Source organism: Fictibacillus sp. 23RED33, from assembly GCF_015903925.1.
Classification (GTDB): domain Bacteria; phylum Bacillota; class Bacilli; order Bacillales; family Fictibacillaceae; genus Fictibacillus; species Fictibacillus phosphorivorans.
Genome location: NZ_JACZDX010000001.1, coordinates 1,277,989 through 1,301,058 on the forward strand (window position 1 = coordinate 1,277,989; position 23,070 = coordinate 1,301,058).

Annotated in this window: 25 protein-coding genes, 1 other RNA gene and 1 pseudogene; 17 read left to right on the forward strand and 10 right to left on the reverse strand. The window is 38.5% G+C overall.

Going from position 1 to position 23,070, the window contains the following annotated elements:
• The first annotated feature begins 140 nt into the window (after positions 1–140).
• Together IHV09_RS06670 and IHV09_RS06675 are read left to right on the forward strand one after the other, a co-directional pair.
• Entirely contained in the window at positions 141–1,595 is a 1,455-nt protein-coding gene (locus IHV09_RS06670; protein WP_197263897.1) for a hypothetical protein, read from the forward strand.
• A 36-nt stretch (positions 1,596–1,631) separates the two neighbouring features.
• Complete coding sequence (locus IHV09_RS06675) at positions 1,632–3,068, forward strand: hypothetical protein (RefSeq protein WP_197263898.1); 1,437 nt, start codon at positions 1,632–1,634, stop codon at positions 3,066–3,068.
• Positions 3,069–3,107: 39 nt separating this feature from the next.
• Here IHV09_RS06675 and IHV09_RS06680 read toward each other — a convergent pair whose 3' ends face one another.
• On the reverse strand, positions 3,108–3,359 hold the full coding sequence (locus IHV09_RS06680; protein WP_197191082.1) for a DNA alkylation repair protein: 252 nt from the start codon (positions 3,357–3,359) through the stop codon (positions 3,108–3,110).
• A 106-nt stretch (positions 3,360–3,465) separates the two neighbouring features.
• On the opposite strand from IHV09_RS06680, the gene IHV09_RS06685 reads away from it, so the two are divergent.
• The 3 genes from IHV09_RS06685 to IHV09_RS06695 all read left to right on the forward strand — a co-directional run bounded on the left by IHV09_RS06685 (position 3,466) and on the right by IHV09_RS06695 (position 4,791).
• On the forward strand, positions 3,466–3,606 hold the full coding sequence (locus IHV09_RS06685) for a hypothetical protein (protein WP_197127861.1): 141 nt from the start codon (positions 3,466–3,468) through the stop codon (positions 3,604–3,606).
• 30 nt (positions 3,607–3,636) lie between these two features.
• Positions 3,637–3,821, forward strand: a non-coding RNA gene (gene ssrS, locus IHV09_RS06690) — 6S RNA.
• 82 nt (positions 3,822–3,903) lie between these two features.
• Complete coding sequence (locus tag IHV09_RS06695; protein WP_197263899.1) at positions 3,904–4,791, forward strand: 5'-3' exonuclease; 888 nt, start codon at positions 3,904–3,906, stop codon at positions 4,789–4,791.
• Here IHV09_RS06695 and IHV09_RS06700 read toward each other — a convergent pair.
• Positions 4,788–5,717 carry a DMT family transporter gene (locus IHV09_RS06700; RefSeq protein ID WP_197263900.1) on the reverse strand — a complete coding sequence of 310 codons (930 nt, stop codon included), beginning with the start codon at positions 5,715–5,717 and terminating at the stop codon, positions 4,788–4,790. The two genes, IHV09_RS06695 and IHV09_RS06700, sit on opposite strands and share 4 nt — an antisense overlap.
• Positions 5,710–6,117 (reverse strand): reverse transcriptase-like protein, encoded by a 408-nt coding sequence (locus tag IHV09_RS06705; protein ID WP_197127864.1) that lies wholly within the window; start codon positions 6,115–6,117, stop codon positions 5,710–5,712. Before IHV09_RS06705 ends, IHV09_RS06700 begins: the two co-directional genes overlap by 8 nt.
• 70 nt (positions 6,118–6,187) lie before the next feature.
• Between IHV09_RS06705 and IHV09_RS06710 the strand changes: the two genes are divergently transcribed.
• The 3 genes from IHV09_RS06710 to IHV09_RS06720 are packed head-to-tail and all read left to right on the forward strand — an operon-like array spanning position 6,188 to position 7,855.
• Positions 6,188–6,856, forward strand: a complete 669-nt coding sequence (locus IHV09_RS06710) for a reverse transcriptase-like protein (protein ID WP_197263901.1) — start codon at positions 6,188–6,190, stop codon at positions 6,854–6,856.
• Positions 6,857–6,908: 52 nt separating this feature from the next.
• Positions 6,909–7,208, forward strand: a complete 300-nt coding sequence (locus IHV09_RS06715) for a DUF6123 family protein (protein ID WP_197263902.1) — start codon at positions 6,909–6,911, stop codon at positions 7,206–7,208.
• Between the two features lie 2 nt (positions 7,209–7,210).
• Positions 7,211–7,855: an HD domain-containing protein gene (locus tag IHV09_RS06720; protein WP_197263903.1), complete on the forward strand. Its 645-nt coding sequence runs from the start codon at positions 7,211–7,213 to the stop codon at positions 7,853–7,855.
• A 132-nt stretch (positions 7,856–7,987) separates the two neighbouring features.
• On the opposite strand, the gene IHV09_RS06725 is transcribed toward IHV09_RS06720, so the two are convergent.
• Positions 7,988–8,314, reverse strand: a complete 327-nt coding sequence (locus tag IHV09_RS06725; RefSeq protein ID WP_197263904.1) for a 2Fe-2S iron-sulfur cluster-binding protein — start codon at positions 8,312–8,314, stop codon at positions 7,988–7,990.
• Positions 8,315–8,493: 179 nt separating this feature from the next.
• Here IHV09_RS06725 and IHV09_RS06730 point away from each other — a divergent pair, with 179 nt between their 5' ends.
• The 4 genes from IHV09_RS06730 to IHV09_RS06745 all read left to right on the forward strand — a co-directional run bounded on the left by IHV09_RS06730 (position 8,494) and on the right by IHV09_RS06745 (position 12,931).
• Positions 8,494–10,182, forward strand: a complete 1,689-nt coding sequence (locus IHV09_RS06730) for a formate--tetrahydrofolate ligase (protein ID WP_197127868.1) — start codon at positions 8,494–8,496, stop codon at positions 10,180–10,182.
• A gap of 54 nt (positions 10,183–10,236) precedes the next feature.
• Entirely contained in the window at positions 10,237–10,386 is a 150-nt protein-coding gene (locus tag IHV09_RS06735) for a YycC family protein (protein ID WP_082861366.1), read from the forward strand.
• Between the two features lie 79 nt (positions 10,387–10,465).
• Entirely contained in the window at positions 10,466–11,326 is an 861-nt protein-coding gene (locus tag IHV09_RS06740) for a CvfB family protein (protein ID WP_197127869.1), read from the forward strand.
• 186 nt (positions 11,327–11,512) lie between these two features.
• A complete protein-coding gene (locus IHV09_RS06745) occupies positions 11,513–12,931 on the forward strand; it encodes an amino acid permease (RefSeq protein ID WP_197264151.1) in 1,419 nt (472 codons plus the stop codon).
• A 180-nt stretch (positions 12,932–13,111) separates the two neighbouring features.
• Here IHV09_RS06745 and IHV09_RS06750 read toward each other — a convergent pair whose 3' ends face one another.
• The gene (locus IHV09_RS06750; protein ID WP_197127870.1) at positions 13,112–14,653 is read right to left on the reverse strand and encodes a solute symporter family protein; all 1,542 of its coding nucleotides are present in this window, start codon (positions 14,651–14,653) and stop codon (positions 13,112–13,114) included.
• On the reverse strand, positions 14,650–14,985 hold the full coding sequence (locus IHV09_RS06755; protein WP_197263905.1) for a DUF485 domain-containing protein: 336 nt from the start codon (positions 14,983–14,985) through the stop codon (positions 14,650–14,652). Before IHV09_RS06755 ends, IHV09_RS06750 begins: the two co-directional genes overlap by 4 nt.
• Before the next feature lie 217 nt (positions 14,986–15,202).
• Between IHV09_RS06755 and IHV09_RS06760 the strand changes: the two genes are divergently transcribed.
• Both IHV09_RS06760 and IHV09_RS06765 read left to right on the forward strand, forming a co-directional pair.
• The gene (locus IHV09_RS06760; protein WP_197127872.1) at positions 15,203–15,883 is read left to right on the forward strand and encodes an MgtC/SapB family protein; all 681 of its coding nucleotides are present in this window, start codon (positions 15,203–15,205) and stop codon (positions 15,881–15,883) included.
• 204 nt (positions 15,884–16,087) lie between these two features.
• Positions 16,088–16,345, forward strand: a complete 258-nt coding sequence (locus tag IHV09_RS06765; protein ID WP_231618142.1) for an isochorismatase family protein — start codon at positions 16,088–16,090, stop codon at positions 16,343–16,345.
• 79 nt (positions 16,346–16,424) lie between these two features.
• Here the strand turns inward: IHV09_RS06765 and IHV09_RS06770 are convergent, their stop codons facing one another.
• Complete coding sequence (locus IHV09_RS06770; protein ID WP_197263906.1) at positions 16,425–17,489, reverse strand: SDR family oxidoreductase; 1,065 nt, start codon at positions 17,487–17,489, stop codon at positions 16,425–16,427.
• 60 nt (positions 17,490–17,549) lie between these two features.
• On the opposite strand from IHV09_RS06770, the gene IHV09_RS06775 reads away from it, so the two are divergent.
• Both IHV09_RS06775 and IHV09_RS06780 read left to right on the forward strand, forming a co-directional pair.
• Positions 17,550–18,221, forward strand: a complete 672-nt coding sequence (locus tag IHV09_RS06775) for an NAD(P)H-binding protein (protein WP_197263907.1) — start codon at positions 17,550–17,552, stop codon at positions 18,219–18,221.
• Positions 18,222–18,281: 60 nt separating this feature from the next.
• Positions 18,282–18,710: a BrxA/BrxB family bacilliredoxin gene (locus IHV09_RS06780; RefSeq protein WP_197127875.1), complete on the forward strand. Its 429-nt coding sequence runs from the start codon at positions 18,282–18,284 to the stop codon at positions 18,708–18,710.
• Positions 18,711–18,874: 164 nt separating this feature from the next.
• Here IHV09_RS06780 and IHV09_RS06785 read toward each other — a convergent pair.
• The 3 genes and pseudogenes from IHV09_RS06785 to IHV09_RS06795 form a co-directional block, all read right to left on the reverse strand.
• Positions 18,875–18,988: pseudogene (locus IHV09_RS06785) on the reverse strand (YjcZ family sporulation protein); the annotation flags it as partial.
• Between the two features lie 307 nt (positions 18,989–19,295).
• A complete protein-coding gene (plsY, locus tag IHV09_RS06790; RefSeq protein ID WP_197127876.1) occupies positions 19,296–19,883 on the reverse strand; it encodes a glycerol-3-phosphate 1-O-acyltransferase PlsY in 588 nt (195 codons plus the stop codon).
• An 89-nt stretch (positions 19,884–19,972) separates the two neighbouring features.
• Positions 19,973–22,159 carry an MMPL family transporter gene (locus tag IHV09_RS06795; protein WP_197263908.1) on the reverse strand — a complete coding sequence of 729 codons (2,187 nt, stop codon included), beginning with the start codon at positions 22,157–22,159 and terminating at the stop codon, positions 19,973–19,975.
• Between the two features lie 145 nt (positions 22,160–22,304).
• Between IHV09_RS06795 and IHV09_RS06800 the strand changes: the two genes are divergently transcribed.
• Positions 22,305–23,069, forward strand: coding sequence for a class I SAM-dependent methyltransferase (locus tag IHV09_RS06800; RefSeq protein WP_197263909.1), 765 nt, complete (start codon positions 22,305–22,307; stop codon positions 23,067–23,069).
• Position 23,070 lies beyond the last annotated feature (1 nt).

The following is a 23,070-nucleotide window of genomic DNA, read 5'->3' on the forward strand; positions in this document are numbered from 1 at the left end:
TACGGATTGTAACCTCGTCTCTTCAGACGAGGTTACTTTATTATTTCAAAGGTTTTTTTCAAATTAATGGATATTAACGGAATGAAAATTCGGAAAATTATGCTAATATGATGGTATAGATACAAAAGGGGCTGTACGATTTGCAAATCATAAAAAAATTGATGATTGGTTCTGTCTTAATCGGAGGATTTGTTGTTTATACACAGTACGAAAAAAGTGCTGAACCAACTTGGACAGTAAATAAGGAACAATTTTCGGTCGTAAACTCATTCAAAGATGGAATGAAAAGAGAATATATTAAGTTCGATGAATTAGAGATGATAGATAGATACGGTTTTCTTAAAAAGGTAAACAAGACAGTGACGCTAAAAGAATCGTATCGAACATTAAAGATCGAAAAGATTTGGAATATGGATGGTCGTATGTATCTGTTATACAGTGTGGATGTAAAAGAGAGAGATAAGGACGAGTATAATATTCCACGGCTCTCTGTTAATAACATGCAGTTTCGAACAAAAGAGGGTAAGGAGCTCGTCCTCAAGGCTGGTGAAGAGATGGGTCAGCCAGGTACAAGGGACGAAGGGTTCGTTTATAAGCATCGTTTATACCGTTCCATGATGCTGATGCCTAGTATGTTCGATTCTTCAGAGAACGATTGGTCGATCGTATCAAAAGCTAACGTCGTTCGGCTACAGGATCTTACGATTTCTTCTAAAAACAATGGGGTAGACTCGATTGAGGATATTGCGTTAACGCTGCCCTCAGATGATCCTTACACAAAAGTATTGAAAAGTGAGCCGATCGATCAAACGTTTACATATGAAGATAACAAAAAAGTAAAGATTAAATCAATAGATGCATTACTTTATGAACAAAGACTAAGCGTAGAAATCCCAAATGATGAAAGTTTAATCGGCTTTTCTAGCAAAGACAATCAATTACAAGATCAACCTTTGGCATATGGGATTTTAGGAACTAATAAAAACGGGTTTTACATTCCCATCTATGATATGACAGGCGATGTTAACAAGAAAAAAGAAAGGTCTGTCACTTTTACTTCTTCTGTACATAAAGATCCTCGTTCATTCTCATGGACAATTCCAAAGAAAGATATTGAAACGTTTTTAGCGACTAAAAATCAGCCGGAATTAAAAAACCAAGAAATAATAAAGATCGGTAATACGATTATAGTTTATGAAGGGATGACCATGTTTGAGGGGAGCCCAAGGATAAGGTTGAGCATATTCGCTGATTCTAGTCAGCACTTACATCACCTGCGCCTTATTCCTGATCATTATTATAGTGACGCCGAAGTACCTGACGATTATGAACGGGTGTATAAAAACAATACTATCTCGATTTCAGATGAGAAGAAAACGAGAATCAATAACTTTGAAGTGCATAGTTCAGAAGAAAAAAATAAAGCTACCTACTATATCACGTTTTATAACAAAGAAGAGATGGAAAATGGTGAGATGAAACCAATCATGATTCCTGAGAGTGACTTGACGATCACGATATCGAATCTCTCTTATTTAAAGCCTCTTAAAAATCCGGTGGACATTAAGTATAAGAACATCATGATCGTGAACTGATTATACCGATGAATGTGGTAAAGGAGATAGGTTACTTTGAGCACCAAGCGAAATAAGATCATCATTGGGCTTTTGTTATTAATTGGATTTGTTATATACACGCAATATGAAAAAAATGCAGAGCCAACATGGCAAGTTAACGATGAAAATTTTCTTGTGATGAAAGACTGGGAAGAACTAATGGATGCAGAGAAATCAAAATTTAGTGACCTTAAGTTTGCCGATCATTTCAATTTATTAAAAAATAGTCAGATCTCTATTCCGTTAGCGAATAATCATCGGAAGTTCCAGGTTGAGAGAACATATAGCTTCGGGCAACAACTGTACATACTATACAGTGTAGACCTTGTAGAACGGGATAAAGAGGAGAGTGATATTCCTCGATTATCGTTTAATCAAGTTGAGATTACATCCAAGAAGGGAAAAACTTTTCATTTTCCTATCGATATCTATGAAGGAGAAGGCGCGATCGGTGGTGTTGTGTACAAGCATAAATTGTACCGGTCCATGACGATACATATCCAATACGATAAAGTTGAAACGGATGAAGAGTGGAAAGAGGTCTTTAGCAGTGAGACGGTTAAGCTGCTTAACCCAACATTCACTTCGAACAAAGGAAAGACGAAAATTGATAACTTAACTTTTAAAATCAAGCCTCATAATGTCTTTGACGTACCGCCTGTTCTGGCTACCGAAACGATTGATAAATCCCTAGAGCTTTTCAATGACCAAAAGATTCATTTAGATGCATTTGAAGTCTATCAAATGGGATCTAGAATCAAGTTGGATTCAAAGGTTGATCAGGATCTTGTTTCGCTATTTGGAACCATTGAAAATGGACAGAGTCTTTACACGTTACATACAGATATCACAGAAAATGAGGATTTAGATTACTATCTGGAAACGTATTCAGCTCTAGATGAACTTCTTAATATGAATGATTCAGATTCTTTAAGATTGTCGTTTACTCACTCCGTTCATAGAACGGACAAATCGTATGCATTTTCAGTATCTAAACAAGATCTAGTACAATTTGCCAGCAATCCTGAAAAAGATATTAAGAAAAATGAAGTGATCGCTGACGACACTGATTTTAAAGTGGTTTACAGAGGAATTGAAAATGATGTTTCCAATAACGAAAAAGGAATTCGGTTTTCTATAGAAAGCAAAGTAGAGAATGTAGGACACGACGAATACCTTTATTTTCAACCCAACTATAATGAGAATAGAATCCAAAACGAAGAACGTTTTATGAACAACCTCGTCACGATCAAATATTCATCAGGAGAAACACTGCAAAATTTTGATGTGATGGGAACTTACGACAGTGAGCAATCGGGGTTCTTATTATTTTTTCATGACGGACTTCCGAAAGGTGACCTCACCGTTACTCTTTCAAAAATAGCAAAAATTCACCCTTTAAAAGAAAAGGTAGAAGTTCCTTTAAAACTTCCTGGACTTAATAAACAGTAGAAAAAAGACTGCCGAAATGCTAAACGGCAGTCTTTTTTTCTACGCTCTCGGATTACTTTGAGCACGTTTGATATACATCTCTTCTTCTCCAACAATTCCACATGCGCCACACTGAATCAATCGTTCTGAACCTTTATACGGAAGATGAAACATATCTAACTCGCCATCAACGTATTGCTGAACAACATCACCAGTGGATGGATCTAGCTTAACAGCTACAGGATTTTGTTCGATCACGTTAAAACGCGTTCTGTTCGTCTTGCAGTTTGGACATAAATAAGGATTTGCCATTTAACGAAACCCTCCTTTTTAGTCTTAAGTTAACCAGTCAAGGAAATATTATGTAAGTTATATTTTTATTTTCTTTAGCCATAGTAAGAAAAAGGAGGGATACATTATGGGTAAACAGAAAAAAGCCAACGCTAATGCACAGCGTAATAACAACGTGAAAGAAAATGGTGCAGAACACCAAACCGAATTTGCGTCTTATGCTGAGATGGAAGTGGAAAAGATGCATCACGGCAAAAAAACAAAATGATTTTACTTCTTAAGTAACTGGTAGTATAATAAAATTCTGCGATGTTCGTGGCTTTTCCATGTCTTTAACCTATGTGCTAATGACGGGAATCCAATATGATCTGTCAGACAGTCAAGCCTAGCATTCGACTTGGAAGGCTGTAACGGCAGCTGCGGATACCCACCTGAGAGATCAGGTTCCAAAGGCATATAAAGTCACGGCAGAGCGGATTTTACTTAAACGACAACAAGCGTATTTTACATCACATGTAAAATGCGCTTTTTTCATAACATATTTCTACCGGGGGATAAAAAGAAGATGGAAAAGAAAGAAGTATTACTGTTAATTGATGGATTTAATCTGCTTAGCAGATGTTATTTTGCAACAGCTTATGGAAAAGAAATGCATGATCTTCCTCGAAACTCAAAAGGGCAGTTTACGAATGCCATACGTGTTACTATTCAGAAACTGCTTATGCTCGTTCGAGATCATGAGCCTTCTCACATTGTAGTGGCTTGGGATGTTAAACGTGATGAGACACTCCGAAGAGAAAAGTTTGCTGATTACAAAGGGACAAGAAACGAGTTGCCTGAGCCTCTTATCCAGCAATTTGAGACACTTGTTCAACTTTTTGATGACATCGGAATCACGCAGCTTACGATTCCTAGATATGAAGCGGATGATATCATCGGTACACTGGCGTATCGATGGAGAAACGAACGTGACGGAGAATGTATCATCTACAGCAACGACCGCGATCTTTTACAGCTTCTATGCGAGAAGACTTCGCAACTTATTACAGTAAAAAGAGATGAGCTGAAGTATACACTGAATCACTTCCAAGAAGAGTATGGAATCACACCTGCACAGTGGATTGATGTGAAAGCTTTATTAGGTGATAAGAGTGATAATATTCCTGGTGTAGCGGGAGTTGGTGATAAAGCGGCACTTCCACTCATACAACAATATGGTGCTGTTGAATCGATTTATGAAAATTTTGAGACTCTAGATCCTAGATATAAGAGGTATCTGAAGAAACTTGAAGCAGGGCGCGAGATGGCTGTTCTTAGCAAAGATTTATGTACGATTTTTACAGATGTTCCTGAAGTAGTCGACAGAGACTTAGAAGAATGCAGATATACTTTAGATAAACAGAGTGTTCGAAGCGCATTAGAAGAATTAGAGATTCAAATAAGAGTGGGTTAAGTAAGATCCCACTCTTTTTGTTTGCGTTTTATCAACTTTTTATTGAACCTTATTTCAGATAAAATCATGCCGAGCAAAATCAACCCGCATCCTAACAATGATTTTGAACCCAGTCGTTCATTCAGCATGATATAAGAAGTAAGTGCCGCAAAAACAGGTTCCATAGCAAAGATTAAAGCCACTCGTGCAGGCGTTGTAAACGATTGAAAGTGTGTTTGAGCCAGAAAAGCTAGAGCAGTTGCAAAGAATGAGGTGATTAGTAGAGCACTGATTACTTCCGGCTGTTGAACCAACTGGGCCGTGAACATCTGCTGCCAATCTTCCATCATGATTGCAGTTATAAAACTAAATACAGCAACGGTCACAAGTTGGATAATCGTAAGACATATAGCGTTGTATGATGAAGCAAACTTTCCTGTGAACACGATATGAAGAGCAAATGAAATAGCACATAATAGTACATAACCATCGCCAGTGTTCAACGAGAGGCTGTTGTGGATCGTTAATAAATATAAACCGATTACAGCTAAAAGAGAGCTGATCCCTACTTGCCAATTCAGTTTGTTCTTTAACAATAAATAGCTGAACAAAGGCACTAAGACAACACTTAATCCTGTTATGAACCCAGCTTTTGAAGACGTGGTATATAACAATCCGACGGTCTGAAATCCGTACCCTAAAAATAGCCAAAAGCCAAGTATGATACCGCTGATCCATATACTTCTGTCTGTAAAATGACTGAGTGACGAACGGTTAAACAAGAAGATAATTAGCAATAATGTTATGGCGGCAATGGAAAAACGCACGCTGTTAAATGAATAAGGTTCTAAAAATGCAATCGCTTTCTGGACGATAACGAAAGTCGAACCCCAGATCAGAGCTACAAGGAGTAGATTGAAGTCTGCAAACCAAGTCTTTCTAAACATCTGACGGTCTCTTGTTTAATTGAATGGCTTGTCGTGCAAGTTCGTCAGCGATCTTATTTTGCTTTGAAGGAATCCACTTAATAAAAAACAGATCCAATTGCTCTGAAAGCGCTAGAGCTTCTTCTAAAAGTTTTGTATAACGTTTATCTTTAGCAAATTTTTTATCCACAGCGCTCTCAACTGCTTGAGAGTCTGTTCGGAACGATACGATTCTCCAATTATGTTCAATACATAATTCTAAACCATGTATAAGAGCTCTATATTCTGCTTCATGGTTACTCATCGTACCGATTGGAAAACGATACGAATGTGTAGTGCCGTTTCCGACTTTTACATATACGCCAGCTCCTGAAAGCCCGGGATCACCTGCACTTGCACCATCAATGTATATCTCTATCAATTCTTTCTCTCCTCTATATGATTATATTCGTATTATAAAGGACTTTATAAAAAACAAAAAGGAGATTACTATGAACTTCTCAATCGAGTATATGTATAAACATCCAAAATCCCCCTTTAAGGTTCGATTTGTTTCTGACCCTATGCCGCTTACTGAAGCCCTTTTTACTGCAACTGATTTGGAGAAGACCGGAAGAGTATTTGAATTGGTCTTCATCGATACAAAAGATGTAACTTGGACGAAGAAAGAGCTGACTAAATTAACGCAAGTCAAAAAAGAAGAACCAAAAGATACCTCTATTTATTTTGATGGAGGTTTTAAGTCGGAAACGAGAACTAGTGGTCAAGGCATTATTATTCATTTTTCTCAAAACGGTATAACCTATCGTATTAAAAAGAATGCAAGTCTAACCAATATTGAATCGAATAATGAATCGGAGTATGCTGCATTGTGGATTGCTGTAAAAGAACTTGAAGAACTTGGCGTCCAATATGAAGAAGTTAGGATTCAAGGAGATTCGAAGGTTGTCATCGAGCAGCTCAAAGGGGAATGGCCTTGTTATGAAACGAACCTCCAGAACTGGGCAGATAAAATCGAAACACTATTGAAGAAACTGCAGATCGAACCTGTTTATGAATGGGTGGCTAGAAACAAGAACAAAGATGCAGATCATCTCGTAACACAAGCATTGAACGGAAAAATCATAAGAGCTAAGAAAGAAGTCATTGATAATTCCTAAATATAACTGGTACAATTTACTAGAATCTTTTGATTTTGGGGTTGAGGTAGACATGAATGAGAACGTTCTAGACGACTATATAGCATTATTAGCTTCAAAAGGGTTTCGTCTAAGTTATGGAGACCTTCATTTTGTAGATTTCGGGAGACATTACACGGACGCAAGTGAACCTCAAGTGAAAATAGCATTAGAAGTCACATTAATTAAACAGTTATCGTTTGACGGAAGTTACTTTATTGCAGTACTAGAGTCTTTAGTTAACGAAAATATCACCTCAAAGCAAAAAGCGTATGAACTACTAGACCGGTTACAAACCAACAACGAAAGAAAACATTCTTGTACAGTGGGGTAAGCATGAAAGAGAAAATGATTGAACAAACAGAGACGTTTGTAAAAGATAAGTTAAGAGATGAGAGCAGTGGTCATGATTGGTATCACATCTATCGTGTTAAAAATCTAGCTCTGAACATTGCAGAAAAAGAAGGTGCAGACCATTTTGTTTGTGTGATGGCTGCACTTTTACACGACATAGCTGACGAAAAAATTGCTGAAACTGAAGAAGAAGGTCTAAAAGAAGTGAAACAATGGTTAGAATCCATTTCCGTGGAAAAAGCATACATCACGCATATTATGACGATCATCTCTACGATGTCATTTAAAGGCGGCAGTGGAAAAGAGATGGAATCAATTGAGGGTAAGGTCGTCCAGGATGCCGACCGTTTAGACGCGATTGGAGCGATCGGAATCGGAAGAACATTTGCGTATTCCGGAGCAAAAGGACAATTAATGTATGACCCTGCGATTCCTGTTCGAGAGACGATGACAAAAGAGCAGTATCGGAATGAAAGAAGTACAGCTATTAATCACTTCTACGAAAAGTTGTTAAAATTAAAGCATGGGATGAATACTCCTTATGCAAAAAAATTAGCAGATGACCGGCATGCCTTTCTAGAAAACTTTCTAGAGCAGTTTTTTGAAGAGTGGGAAGGCAAAAAGTGAGTAAGTTTTCATAGGAAGAGAAAATAAACATCCACAATCAACATTCTTAGTTTAGGTTGTCCTTTCAAAGTGAATAATCTGTATTAAAAAAAGGCCAAAATAATGGCCTTTTTTAGTTACTTAGAATCTAGACTAACATTCTTCTGATGGTCGTGGCCCAGCGTCTAATCCTTCTGATGTTACTGTAAGAACTGGATTGATCGATGCATCTTCACTCACACAAATCTGGCAAGATAATCTTACATTACCAGATAGACCCTTCGTAGCGATAATATTAGCTTCATTCTCACCGATCGGTCCTAGATCTCCTGACAATACTTCCACTCGGCATGTTGTACATTTTGCTTTGCCTCCACAGCGGTGAAGAATATCAATTCCGTTGTCTTCAAGTGCATTTACAAGTTTTTTGCCATTTTCAATCTCATATGTACCAAATCCACGTACATCAATTTTTGCCATTTTACCTGCCTCCTTAAAATTAACACTTAGTATTTCTTTCCATTCTTATTATACGATAACCTCTTAGCAAGTAAACTACATGATTAGAAGTTGTAATAGAAAAACTAATCGCATCACATACTTGTTTCATATACAATAGAGAGTGGAGTCAATTACATATGATGGAGGGTTAAATCAACATGCTAGAAAAGGTTACGTTCAAAAGTGATATCGAGATTGCCCAATCAGCGAAAATGCTTCGAATCGAAGAAATTGTAGGACAACTAGGAATTGAAGAAGATGATTGGGAGCCTTATGGAAGATACAAAGGAAAGCTATCATTAGATCTGTTTCAAAAACTTCAGAATGTTGAAGATGGAAAAGTCGTCTTAGTAACAGCAATTAGTCCAACACCAGCTGGAGAGGGCAAGTCTACGGTAACCGTGGGGCTTGGACAAGCACTCAATCGTGTTGGAAAGAAAACGATTATCGCTTTACGTGAACCATCACTTGGCCCTAGCATGGGTATTAAAGGTGGTGCAGCAGGTGGAGGATACTCTCAAGTGATGCCGATGGAAGATATTAATCTTCACTTCACAGGAGACCTGCATGCCATAACAACTGCTAATAACGCATTAGCAGCATTGATCGATAACCATATACACCAAGGAAATGAATTGAACATAGATCCGCGCCGAATCGTTTGGAAGCGTGCATTAGATATGAATGATCGAGCATTAAGAAAGATCGTCATCGGCTTAGGCGGACCCGTTCAAGGTGTTCCACGAGAGGATGGATTCGATATTACGGTTGCATCAGAAGTGATGGCGATCTTCTGTTTGGCAAATGACCTCGAAGACTTGAAAATGAGACTTTCTAAGATGGTAGTGGCGTTTGATTACGACAATCAACCCGTTACCGCCGGACATCTGAATGCTCATGGAGCACTAACCTTATTATTAAAAGATGCGATTCGCCCGAATATTGTACAAACATTAGAAAACACGCCAGCACTTGTACATGGTGGCCCTTTTGCAAACATTGCTCATGGCTGTAACAGTGTTATCGCGACAAAGCTAGCTTCTAAACTCGGTGAGATGGTCGTAACAGAAGCAGGATTCGGTGCTGACCTTGGAGCGGAGAAGTTCTTAGATATTAAAGCGCGATATGCGGGTATCCATCCAAGTGCAGTTGTTATTGTTGCTACAGTAAGAGCACTTAAGATGCATGGAGGTCTTGCAAAAGAATATTTGAAGAACCCGGACTTAGATGCTCTTCAAAAAGGGATGCCAAACCTTGAGAAACATTTAGAAACATTGAAAGAATTTGGGGTACCTGTTGTTGTTGCGATCAACAAATTTGTGACGGACACGGACGAAGAGGTCGCTTTCATAAAAGATTGGTGCAATAGAAAAGGTGTTGCTGCCGAAGAAGCTGATGTTTGGGCTAAAGGCGGACAAGGTGGAGAGGCATTGGCGAATAGAGTGTTGGAAACCATTGAAACTGAAGCGAATAACTACAAACCTCTTTATGAACTGAACGTTTCTTTACAGGAAAAAATAGAGACGATCTGTAAAAAAGTGTACGGAGCAGGAGAAGTACAGTTCTCACCCAAAGCTGTAAAGCAAATGAAGCAGTACACTGATTTCGGATGGGATCAATTGCCTGTATGTATGGCTAAGACTCAATATTCATTCTCAGATGATCCAAAAAAACTCGGTCGTCCAGAAAACTTTACGATTACGATTAGAGAACTTAAACCGTCGATTGGAGCTGGGTTCATCGTTGCTCTTACAGGTGATGTCATGACGATGCCAGGACTTCCAAAAGTACCTGCAGCAAACAACATGGATGTATCAGAAGACGGGAAAGCAGTAGGACTATTTTAAGAAATAGTGTAAAGTATCCTTATAAACTGCTATACTTCTGTAGGAGGGATGCATATGAAACCATTACAACTTTCAGCTGATACTGCGGTGAAATTAGCAAAAGCGCTAAACGTGCCTCTTGAACAGTTGATGCATATGCCTCAGCATATTTTAGTAAAAAAGCTGATGGAATTGGAAGCATCCAAAGAAAATAAGGATGAATAATTAAGAACAAGAAGGCGAAAACCTACTATGTAGGTTTTTTCTTTTTTATTATCTATCTTTTAAAAAAAGGAATGAAAATATGGATACAAAAAAACCTGGTTTAGTGTATACACTTAAAGTTGTTCGGATTTCTGATCTAGGGTATGTTTTAGATCTTGAAGATGGCAAAGAAGTACTTTTACATCGATCTGAAGCAAAGAGCAAACATGAAGAAGGAAATATGGTAGAAGTCTTTTTATATCAAGATCACGAAGGCAGACTTGCTGCGACAGAAACTATTCCAAAAGTTCGTCTCGATTCATTAGCTTGGCTAGAAGTAGCAGGTGTGAATCGGAAGTTAGGGGTATTTCTTCATATCGGCATTAAGAAAGATATTCTCTTATCAAAAGACGATCTTCCAGAATCATGGGATGAATGGCCGCATCTTGGTGACCGTGTATATTCAGGCATGAAATTAGATAAAAAAGGCCGAATCTTTGCTGACTTAGCTACAGAAGAAGAGATGGTAGAACAAGCAGAAGCGGCAACAGAAGAAATGTTTAATCAACAAACTTCAGGATATGTTTATAAGATTAATGAAGCGGGTGTACTTCTGTTCACTGAGTCACAGCACATCGGATTCATTCATAACGATGAGTTAAAGGTTAAGCCTCGTCTTGGTCAGAAGCTAGGAGCTCGTGTAGCGTTCGTTCGAGAAGATGGAAGAATGAACTTATCGATGAGAGCTAGAAAAGAAATTGCCTATAGTGAGGATTCTGAACGCATCTATCAATATTTAAGAGAAAACAAAGGACAGATGCCTCTAACAGATAAGTCATCTCCAGAAGAGATCAAAGAGACTTTTCAGATGAGTAAAGCTGCATTCAAACGAGCTCTTGGTAAACTTATGAAAGAAGAAAAAATCGTTCAAGAAGACGGAAAAACATATCTTCAAATCTAAGGGAAAAGGCCTGATAATCAGGCTTTTTTTCTTTTTGAGAGGTATTTTCTATATATATATGCTTATATTTTTTATCACTAATTTTTTTATTTTCGATTCTTACTTTTCATATAGCCTTTCTAATCCATATAACAACAGGATTTGCAATGTCCTTCATTGGGTAAAATAAGCCTAGAGGAAGGTGGAATTACTTTGAAAAGAAATCTGGGCTTTTGGGTTTTAACAGCGCTTGTAGTAGGAAATATGGTAGGATCGGGTATTTTCATGTTGCCACGATCATTAGCAGAAGTAGCTAGTCCATCTGGTGTATTAACAGCCTGGGTGATTACAGGTTTTGGTGTATTGATGACAGCTCTTGTATTCGGAAATTTGAGTTTAAGAAAGCCAGAGTTAAATGGAGGGCCACAAAACTATGCGAAAGCTTTGTTCAAACAAGATTCGCAATCATCACTATTAGCCGGGTACTTTGTAAGCTGGGGATATTGGGTAGCTAATTGGTCAGGTAATGTGGCGATCATCACTACGTTTGCAAGTTATCTTTCTACCTTTTTCCCTGTTATGACGAACGGAACAATTTTATTTACTGTGATGGGTACATCTGTGAAACTAGGAGGAGTCATTACCTTTATTATCTGTTCCATTCTTTTATGGAGCGTTCACTTTTTGATTCTTAACGGTATTGAGGGAGCAGGGAAGGTAAACTTTATAGCTACTCTAGCTAAAGTTTTAGGATTCTTACTATTTATACTAGCATGTCTATTTGCGTTCCAAAGCAGCAATCTCGTCCCTTTTTATGAGCCGATCGAGAGTGAAGGCGGTGTTACTTCTGGTTTTCTATCACAGATAAATAATGCTGCAATCGCAACATTATGGGCATTTGTAGGAGTAGAATCTGCAGTTGTTTTTGCAACACGTGCTAAAAAGAAAAGCGATGTAAAAAAAGCGACAATCCTAGGACTTTTAATAGCACTTGCTTTATATCTAAGTATTACATTGCTAGTTATGGGAACACTGCAGCAAGAGGAATTGATCAACTCTCAAAAACCTCTAGTTGATTCGTTAATGGCAGCTATCGGGCCTTCTGGAAGTATGATCATGGCTGCCTTAGGAGTGATCTCATTATTGGGAGCAACTGTAGGTTGGGTTTTACTTTCTGCAGAAGTCCCTTTTCAGGCAGCACAGCAACGAATGTTTATAACAAACTTTTTGAAAGAAAACAAAAAAGGCGCACCCGTTTTCTCTCTTTGGATCACGAACCTATGCACACAGCTTTTCTTGTTTTCTGTGATTTCTCAATCGATGGCATCCGCTTTTGATTTTATGATTTTTATAGCAACATTAGCTTTTCTAGTCCCATATTTGTTCGCGTCTCTTTATCAGTTGAAGCTCGTTATGAGAGGAGAGACGTATGAAAAATCAGGAAGAAATCGAACAACAGATGGGATCATTGCAGCAGTAGCTGCCATTTATTCGTTGTGGGTCATCTATGCTGGTACCGCAGATATCAAAACCTTCTTGTTCGGAATCGCTTTACTGGCATCAGGGATCTTATTTTATCCCTTTGTTCCAAAACAATCTGAATCCATCAAAAAACCGGCTGATTAATAGCCGGTTTTTTTGATAAAGCGTTCTCTAATAGATTGTACTTTTAAGTCTTTTTATTTACTTCTTAGACTGTTGATTGTAGTCGAAGGATCGAGACTCCTGCCCCACGGAAAGCGAGCATCTGAAACGCAAATCAATACTTTCAATAGCAACAATGAATACAAAAACAGCCTTTTATCATCAAGCACCTTTACGAAGGCCGGACCCTGTATTTGCTTTTACTAAAATTTCATTAAACTTATCAACGTCTGATGGTTTAGTAAGCAACGTTCCGATGATAGCGCCTAAGAACCCTAGTGGTATGGAAACAATCCCTGGGTTAGCAAGTGGAAAGATGGCTTCCCCCGTAAGAATTGCCGCTCCTTCTACAGGAGACCATACACTTGGTGAGATCATAACCAAAACAAGTGAACTAATGAGTCCTACTAGCATTCCCGTCACGGCTCCTGCTGTATTAAAGCGCTTCCAAAAAATCGTTAAAAGAATGATAGGAAGGTTCGCACTAGCTGCTACAGCAAAGGCGAGAGAGACTAAGAAAGCGACGTTTAGTTTTTGTGCGAACAATGCCAGTATGATGGAGATGATCGCTACCCCTACTGAAGCCCATTTTGCGGCTTTCATCTGTTCTTTTTCTGTTGCATGACCTTTTCTGATGATATGTGTATAAAAGTCATGAGCAAAAGCAGAAGCTGCTGACAAAACCAAACCAGCTACGACAGCTAGGATGGTAGCGAACGCAACAGCAGAAACAAAAGCAAACAAAAACTCTCCTCCAAGTACTTCGGCTAACAGTGGAGCTGCCATATTTCCAGCTGCATTTGCAGCTACGATCTGATCTTGTCCTACAAAAGCTGCAGCACCAAATCCTAAAAAGATTGTCATGATGTAAAAAGCGCCAATCAACCAAGTCGCGTAAACAACCGATTTTCTAGCAGTAGGAGCATCTTTTACCGTAAAGAAACGGATAAGTATATGAGGAAGACCTGCAGTTCCTAAGACAAGTGCTAAGTTTAAAGAGATCGTATCAAGCGGATCTTTGAACTTATTACCGGGGTTCAAGAACGATTCGCCTAGTGGGGTGGCGTTTTTAACTTGATTGAACATTTCTGTAAAGCTGAAACCAAATTTTGCGAACACCATGACAGAGATGATAAACGTACCAAGCATCAATAGAATGGCTTTTACGATTTGTACCCATGATGTGGCTGTCATACCACCGAATACCACATAAACCGTCATCAATACTCCTACGATAAGTACCGAATATATGTACTCAATACCTAGTAATAGTTTGATAAGAGCACCAGCACCTACTAATTGAGCGACCATATAGAATGTTGAGATCGCCATCGTATTCAATGCCGCAACACCACGAACCTTTTTATCATTAAACCTCGCAGCAATCATATCAGCCATCGTATACTTCCCTAGATTACGGAGAGGCTCAGCTACTAAGAACAGCACGACCAGATATGCCACAAGAAAACCGATGCTATAAAAGAAGCCATCAAACCCAGATAATGCGATCGTGCCCGCAATACCGAGGAATGAAGCGGCCGACATATAATCTCCGGCGATTGCAAGACCATTCTGCATCCCGGTCAATCCACCGTCAGCTGTGTAGAAGTCACTCGTTGTTTTTGTTTTTTTAGAAGCAAAATAGGTTATGACTAAAGTAAGAGCAACGATTCCTAGAAACAAAGAAAATGCTGTACCATTCATGAGGAAGCCTCCTTGTCCATATCAGCTAGAACTTTTTCAGCGAGTTCGTCAAAGCGCTTGGCTCGTTTTGTATAAATCATACACAGAGCCCACGTCATGATAAACTGAGCGAAAGCAAAGATCCAAGCCCAGGTAATATCGCCGATCGCATTCTGATTCAGTACATTTGTATAAGCAGTTAGGATAGGAAGGCTGAAATAAAACAGTAAAAAAAACACGGTCATTGGAAGGATGAAACGTTTTTTCTCAGCCATTAATTGCTGAAACTGATTCGTTTTAACGATTTCACTGTACCTTGAGTGTTCGTAATTTTGCTGTTTTTTTGGTAACAATGCTTTTCCTCCTCTTATTAAAATATTAAAATGAATGAAATTAGTTCTCTATACCTCCTTTTACTGAATAATCTTTATTTTCTGATAAAATCAATTTCTATTATATACGGAGCAACGTCATGATTCAACGGGAATCGTTCTTGAAGTTAGAAGGATTTAATGGGATGATTTGCGTATTATTAAAAGAGGGCAAAAACAGGAGAGAGGTGTAAACATCATGAGTCTTGTCTTAGTAAAACTTGGAATGTCGGCATTCTTCGGGTTGATTATCGGTATAGAGAGGGAGTTGAAGAACAAACCCGTTGGTCTTAAAACGAGCCTTGTAATCTCCATCAGCAGTTGTTTGCTCACGATTGTTAGCATAGAATCTGCTAGACAATTTTCACTTCTATCTGGCCAAACAGTTATGGATCCTATGCGTTTAGCTGCTCAGATTGTTAGTGGGATTGGTTTTCTTGGAGCCGGTGTTATTTTAAGAAGAAGCAACGATGTCATTTCAGGACTAACAACTGCAGCTATGATATGGGGAGCATCTGGATTAGGAATTGCGGCAGGAGCTGGTTTTTATAAAGAGGCTGCTGCAGGTGCGTTTTTAATTCTTATCAGTGTGGAACTGATTCCTCTAATCATGAAATGGATCGGTCCAAAAGCATTAAGGCAGATTGACATCAAGTTGAAATTAGTCGTCAACCCAGATACGATAATGAGTGATGTTATGAAAGAGATCAATGAACTGAAAGTGAAGATCGTTAATGTTCGAATTAAGGACCTTGAGAATGACTACAAAAAAATGGAGATGGCAGCTTCCATCTACGAAAAAAGGTACACTACAGATCTTTATGATGATGTGAAAAAGATTGATGGTATCCGTAGTGTAGAAATTGAAACACTTGGTTGATCAGAGGATGTTGTGAAAGAATGATGATAAATTAACGTGTGGCAGACCGTGCCAGCAGATTTAAGGTTGAGTTATAGTGTTAACAGAGCAGTTTCTGCCGGAAGAAGATTACGTTGTATTCTCAAATGATATACATGAAGAAACGATCGTTATGAACCTGAAAGTAAACTGTTTCCTCCTCTTATGGTGAATTGAACAAAGTATATGGTGATAATCAAAAAGACGAAGCAATCAGATTCATGGTTAGATAAGACGAGGTACAGCACATTTGCTGAAACCGACTTGGAGATTACGGAGAGAAAAGGGATACAAGGGCTGCATTTGACAGGAGTTTGTACAAATATATGTGCACTACTTACTGCTGTGGATGCTTACAATAGAGGCTTTCTCGCTTGTCGTTCACGAAGACGCACTTTTAAAGTTTTAGCGCGTCTGGTCACGAAGGGGACTATCCCACTTTAAAGATACACTTGGTGCCAGTGTTGTCAGTAAGAATCATAGTTCAGTATAAGAAAAGGGGTGACGAAGCACGTCACCCTTTTTAGTATCTTATTAAATTTTTATCTTTAGCATTGTTTTTATAATAGTGAACCATTGATCCTACATACTCTTCAAATGACCGACAAACGATGCCTGACCCTTCCAAGTCTTTTACGAGTTGTGAAGTATCATATATAGCATCATGAGAAAAATAAGATAGGGTTTCAAGTGGAACACCAAGCCACTTGGAAATGTAAGAAATGGATAAGCAACGTTCAGCTACTCTCCGGTTTAACGTCCAGCTTGGCTTTTTTCCTGATAGCTCTTGGCATAAAAGAGTATATGCTTTTTGTATGGAGGGTGAATCGGGACTAAGCACATGATACGTTTTGGATTCACCTACACGATCGTGCATGAGGAATAGAGAAGCCTCAATAATGAAATCCACTGGAACAAGGTGGATCTTAGAAGATGTTTTTCCTATATAGGGAATTGGGAACATTGCTAGCCGTTTTATAAACTGCATCATAAAATAGGGACCATCAAACTTGAGAGTTTCCCCTGTTTTTGAATCACCTACAATAATACCAGGTCGGATGATTGTAATCGGTAGTTGGTCCATCATATCACGAACAAGCACTTCAGCTTCGTGTTTTGTCTGTTCGTAATAGTTACGAAAACGATTAGGCATGCTTATGTCATTCTCCAAGATCAATCCTTTTTCATCCCCAGAAACGTAAGCGGTACTGAAATAACAAAAACGCTTTAGGTTAGGACATTTACTAACAAAAGTTAGGACGTTTTTTGTACCGATCACATTGCAGAGATGTGCAGGTTCATAAGCAATGGTCAGATCATAAAGAGCCGCAAGATGTACAGAATGTGTAATACGTTTATAAAGTTCTACGATCGTGTTAGAAGATAATCCGAGATCTTGTTTTGTTATATCTCCTTCTATCAGAAAAACGTTATCGAATTGTGGTGCTAATTTTCGTTCAGCTAGTTCACGTTCATGCTTTAGAATTAATAAATAGAACGTAGAAGAAGGGTACTTTTTTTGAAGAGCATCTACAAGCTTTGAAGCTATAAATCCAGGGTAACCGGTAATAAAATAAGTATGGTTCATCCATATACACCTCAGCTCATGGTAAGATAAGTTTATTAGCAGCAGAAAGGACCGTATGACATGAATAAGAAAACAGTAATTATAGCAGGCTCAAGCGGATTAGTAGGAAAAGAAGTTGTGAAGCAATTATTGACTGATCCTATGTGTAAAGAGATTATTCTGCTTGTTAGAAAGTCATCTGAAATAAAGCATGAAAAGATAAAAGAAGTTATTTTTGATTTTACAGCAGCTGATTACGAGCTAGAACAAACAGAAGCGGATGTTATGTTCATCTGTATCGGAACGACGATGAATAAAGTAAAATCTAAGAAAGCATTTGAAGAAGTAGACCTACATATTCCAATTAAACTTGGAAGACTTGCTCATACGTTAAATATACAGCATGTTTCTGTAATTTCAGCTATGGGTGCTCATGCAAACTCTACGTTTTTTTACAATCGAGTAAAAGGTAGCATGGAATCTCAGTTGATCTCAATGAGCATTCCAACTTTGACGATTGTTAGACCGTCTTTATTAATAGGGGATCGGGAAGAGTTTAGGTTGGGAGAAAGATTTGCTGAAAAATTATATAAAGCTCTACCCTTTATATATCCTAATAAATATGAACCTATTGAAGCAAGCTCTGTTGCCAGAGCAATGATACAAGAAGCTTTCAACGCTCATAACGAAACAGTGAAAATTCTAGAGAACAAGAAGATTCATGAGATAAGCAGAAACATTTTAAAAAGATAGACGGTTTACGTTATAATAACATTGTATGTAAATGAATCGTTTTCAGGAGGAATATATAATATGAATGCTTATGAAGAATATATGAAACAGATGGCTCAGCCGATGAGAGACGAACTAACACGTGCTGGATTTGAAGAATTAAAAACACCAGAAGAAGTGAATTATTTTATGCAAGAAACAGAAGGTACAGCACTAGTTGTTATCAACTCTGTTTGTGGATGTGCTGCTGGTCTTGCTCGTCCAGTCGCTGTTGCATCTATCAATCATACGGTAAAACCTGACCAATTTGTAACGGTTTTCGCTGGCCAAGATAAAGAAGCGACAGCTCAAATGAGAGAGTTTTTTGGGGAGATCCCACCATCTTCACCGTCGATGGCTGTATTAAAGGATGGAAAAGTCGTTCATTTTATTCATCGTCATAACATTGAAAATCATGCACCTGAAGAGATTCTTGAGAATCTTCTCGGAGCATATGATGAGCATTGTTAAATCACTACGTCTAGTATAAATGGATTTTTGAACATAAGAAAGAGAGAAGCTGATCTGCTTCTCTCTTTCTTTTTTTAAAATATGATGACTTAATGAGATGAGGATGAAGATGAAGATGAAGATTCGTCACATTCGTATTCTTCTTCTTCTTTACAATGAAACGCAGTAGCACCGATAATGATCAACAGGATGAATAGAACAACAATAATTAAAAAGCCGCATCCGTGTCCATAGCCACCATAGCCTCCGCCATGATAATCACCATGATGAATCGGCATGTTCGCTACCGGCTTCATGTTCATGTTCATATTGTCACCATAAGGCATATTCATTTTTTTATTTTCCATTTCAGTCCCTCCAAATATTTAAGTCTAGGTCAACGTCACATTACACCATATGACCGAAACACCTAAACGGACACGGACAAATGCGGAGTTTTTAGTGAAATCGCCTGTACTTTTTTAGGAGAAGAGCCTATTTTTCGACTTTTATCAGAAAACCATATGAAAAGGGTATGAAGAAAACCTTGTCCATGTAGATCAATATGGAATAAAAAAGAACCGTCCTTTTTAAAAAGAACGATTCCTAGATCCATTTAACTTTTGGCTCAGTTTTCTTAGCGATCCGTACAATGTTTTGTCTATGTCGATAGACTAAGAACAGTGTAAAACCGATCAAGATATACGTAGTCAGCCAATCACCTGCTATGAAGAAACTTAGTATTACAGAACCAACTCCAGCCATGATGGATGACAGAGAAACGTATTTACTTATGTATAATGTCAAAAAGAAAGTGAACAAGACGAGTACAAACAATAACGGTTGAGCGAATAATAAAACGCCACCAGAAGTAGCAACTGCTTTGCCGCCTTTGAATTTTGCGAACACAGGATAACAATGTCCGATTACAGCAGGTACTCCTGCGATGAGAGGATGAAGGTCAACATCCAGCAATATCGGTAGACTCGCAGCCAGTGTTCCTTTTAAAACATCTGCTGCAGAAACAATAAATCCAGCTTTCTTTCCTAGTGTTCTAAATGTGTTCGTACCGCCTAAGTTACCGCTTCCATGTTCTCTAATGTCAATGCCGTATCCTATTTTTCCAACTAAGAGTGCAAAGGGGATCGAGCCGAGTAAATAAGAAAGTAAAAGAATAATGATGATTTCAAACATATGAACACCCCTTAAATATGAGACTTGCTAATCTTATTATAGGATATAATGTACGGTTTTCCCACAATTACTTTTAAAAACGGCATCCCTTAAGAAAGGGTGCCGCTTTTATTTTTCTCTTTTTTCTTTATGAATGGCATCCACCAATTCCAGTCTCCTAGCAGTTTCATGAGCGAAGGAACGAAGACCATCCTCACGATGGTTGCATCAATAAATATGGCGAGTGCAATCGCTATACCAATCTGTTTCACAGGCATAACATTTGTAAAAGCAAATGATCCTGTGATTACGATCATGATTGCTGCAGCAGATGTAATGATCTTAGATGTGGAAGTTAATCCGAGTAACGTAGCACGATCATTATCGCCTGTCTCTTCATAGATTTCTTGTATTCTAGAGATCAAGAAGACTTCGTAATCCATACTGAGTCCAAAAACGATTCCAAAAGTGAAGACGGGAATCATCAGTCCGATATCAACAGGTTCCATAATGACACCGCTTTGGAAGATCCAAACAAGGATGCCGAATGTAGCGGATAAGCTAAGCATGTTCATAAAGATCGCTTTAATCGGAATAAAAACGGATCGGAATGCGATCATGAGAATGAAGAGTGTCGTAATAAGAACAATAGCTAACCCATAAGGCGCTTTTTCTATGATCTCATCAAAAATCTCCTGATTAAACTTCGTAACTCCACCGATTGTTATGGACAGACCTTCATGTTCTTTTTCCCATTTTTTAACGAACTGTTTCGCATCATCACCTGTCACATCAACTGATAAATAAGCCTTAATAACTGCAGTATCTTCATTGATAAAAGGTTTCAGAACAGGGGAGAACTGCTGTTTACCTTGATCGGTCTGCAGGGCTTGAAAGAGCTCTGACCCGTTTAATTGATTTGTGTAAGTAAAAACAGATTCGGTTTTATTTACTTCTTTTTCACTTTGAAGATCATTTGTTAGTTTTTCAAGAGCTACGAGTGAACCTTCGTCTGTAAGAAATGATTTCTTAGATTCAGCTACTAATGTTACGGGATATAACTCATCTTCGCCGAACGTTTTTTCGAATTTCTCAAACGCAAGTCTTGATTCGTAATCTGGTGGCAGTGCGTCCGCTTCTGGTATGGATAGTTTCATGTCTTTCACGGGTGTAACAGATAAACCGAGTGCAAGAGCGGCGACTACAGCCATGATGATAGGTCTTTTCATAACAAAAGCAGCAAAGGTATGCCAAACCGATTTACTGTTCTCTTTCGTCTTAAATAATTTTAAAGCGTTCACTCGCTGTCCTAGAACTGCTAACATGGCCGGTAAGAACGTAATAGCATTTAGAACCGAGAGGACGACAACAACCATGCCCCCGATCGCAACGGTTTTAAAGATATCAATATCGATCAACAGCATGCCGGATAGCCCTAAGAACACACATAAACCTGAGAAGGCAATAGAACGGCCAGCCGTTTGTACAGAAATTATAGTAGCCTTTTCGATACCGCGATGAAGCTCTTCACGAAAACGGTTGACTAGTAAAAGAGCAAAGTCTATTCCTAACGCAAGACCGATCATTGGAACAACATTAAGTAAAAAAATGCTCACATTGGTTGTCTGTCCATAAAAATAGAGAAGGCCAAGTGAACTTGCAACCGAGATCAAACCGACAATGATTGGTAAACCTGCTGCGATTAAACCGCCGAAAGCGAGGAGAAGAATGATTAGAGCCGCAGGTATTCCGATCGCCTCTGCTCTAGCGAGATCATGTTGGCTTGCAGTATTCATATCTTCAGCAATCACGGGTCCACCTGTTAAAGAAACAGAGATATCTTTGTCTTCTGGCAACCGATCTCTTATTTGATCAATAGACGTTTTAAGGTCTCCGAAACTTTTATCAAACTGAACAGAAGCAAAAGAAACGTTCTCTTTAATCGTTTTGTCAGGAACATCATAAGGACTTTGAATAGCAACAACGTCTTGGACGCCGTCCATTTTCTTGATGGCGCTCAATACAAAAGCCTTATACTCAGGATCTTCAGGAGCATATTTTTTAGAATCGAAGACAAGCATCACGGAGGATTTTGGCTGATCAAACTTATCCTGGAGAATATTTTCTACTTTTGCGAAAGATCCATCCATTTCAAACCCGCTGCCGCTTAAGATCGAAGGAAGTTTAACAGCATAAAAGCCTAAGAGAATGGTAGTTAGAACCCAAAATGTTATAATAAGCTTACGAAAACGGTATGTAAAATTTCCTAAGGTTTGAAACGATAAATCCTTTTTCATTATTGGAGCCTCCTCATACTTCTATCTTCCCATATTTTAGGTTTGTTCCATGAGATATGCAAATGATACGTGATTCTACTTGCAGGTTTATAGGAGACAGAGGATTAATAGGTATCGTACATAATAAAACAGACAGGTGAAAACAATGATCATTACGACAGCTGGCAAAAATGCAACACGATTAAAAAACAAAGCGCAAGAAGTTGCCGTCTCGATTGACGGGATGTTTGTGGATAGAGATGGCCACTCTATCTCTTCAATCATTAGGAAATATAATGACCATGTTCTTATGATCGGAGTGGACAAAATCTCGTATCATCCAAAAGACGACAGCACACCGTTCTTTTTTCATCCGAATTCTTCTATGTTTCGCGTTAAACAGATTCTTCGAGGAGAGAAAGATGCTTTTATAGAAGCGTCGCAGCTCAAAGAGGGAATGAAAATCTTAGATTGCACGTTGGGACTAGCATCTGATGCGATCGTTGCTAGTTTGGTAACGGGTAGAAGAGGGGCTGTAGTTGGAGTGGAGAGCAGTAGAGCCATTTCATTTGTCGTGAAGAGCGGTCTTCAAGTGTGGGAGTCCAACTCTAAAGAAATGAATGATGCGATGAGAAGAATTGATGTGGTACATGAAAATCATTATGATTTTCTAAAAAAACAGCACGACAACAGTTTTGATGTGGTCTATTTTGATCCGATGTTTGAATCCACAATCTCATCTCCTGGTATACAGGGATTAAAGAGCAGTGCGGATTACGGAGTGCTTACCGACACAATCATTAAAGAAGCAAAAAGAGTAGCGTCCGAACGAGTCGTGATGAAAGATAATAAAAGCAGTACGAAGTTTAACGACTTGGGATTTTCTGTGATTAAACGAAATGCTAGTTTTTTATATGGTGTGATTGAATGAT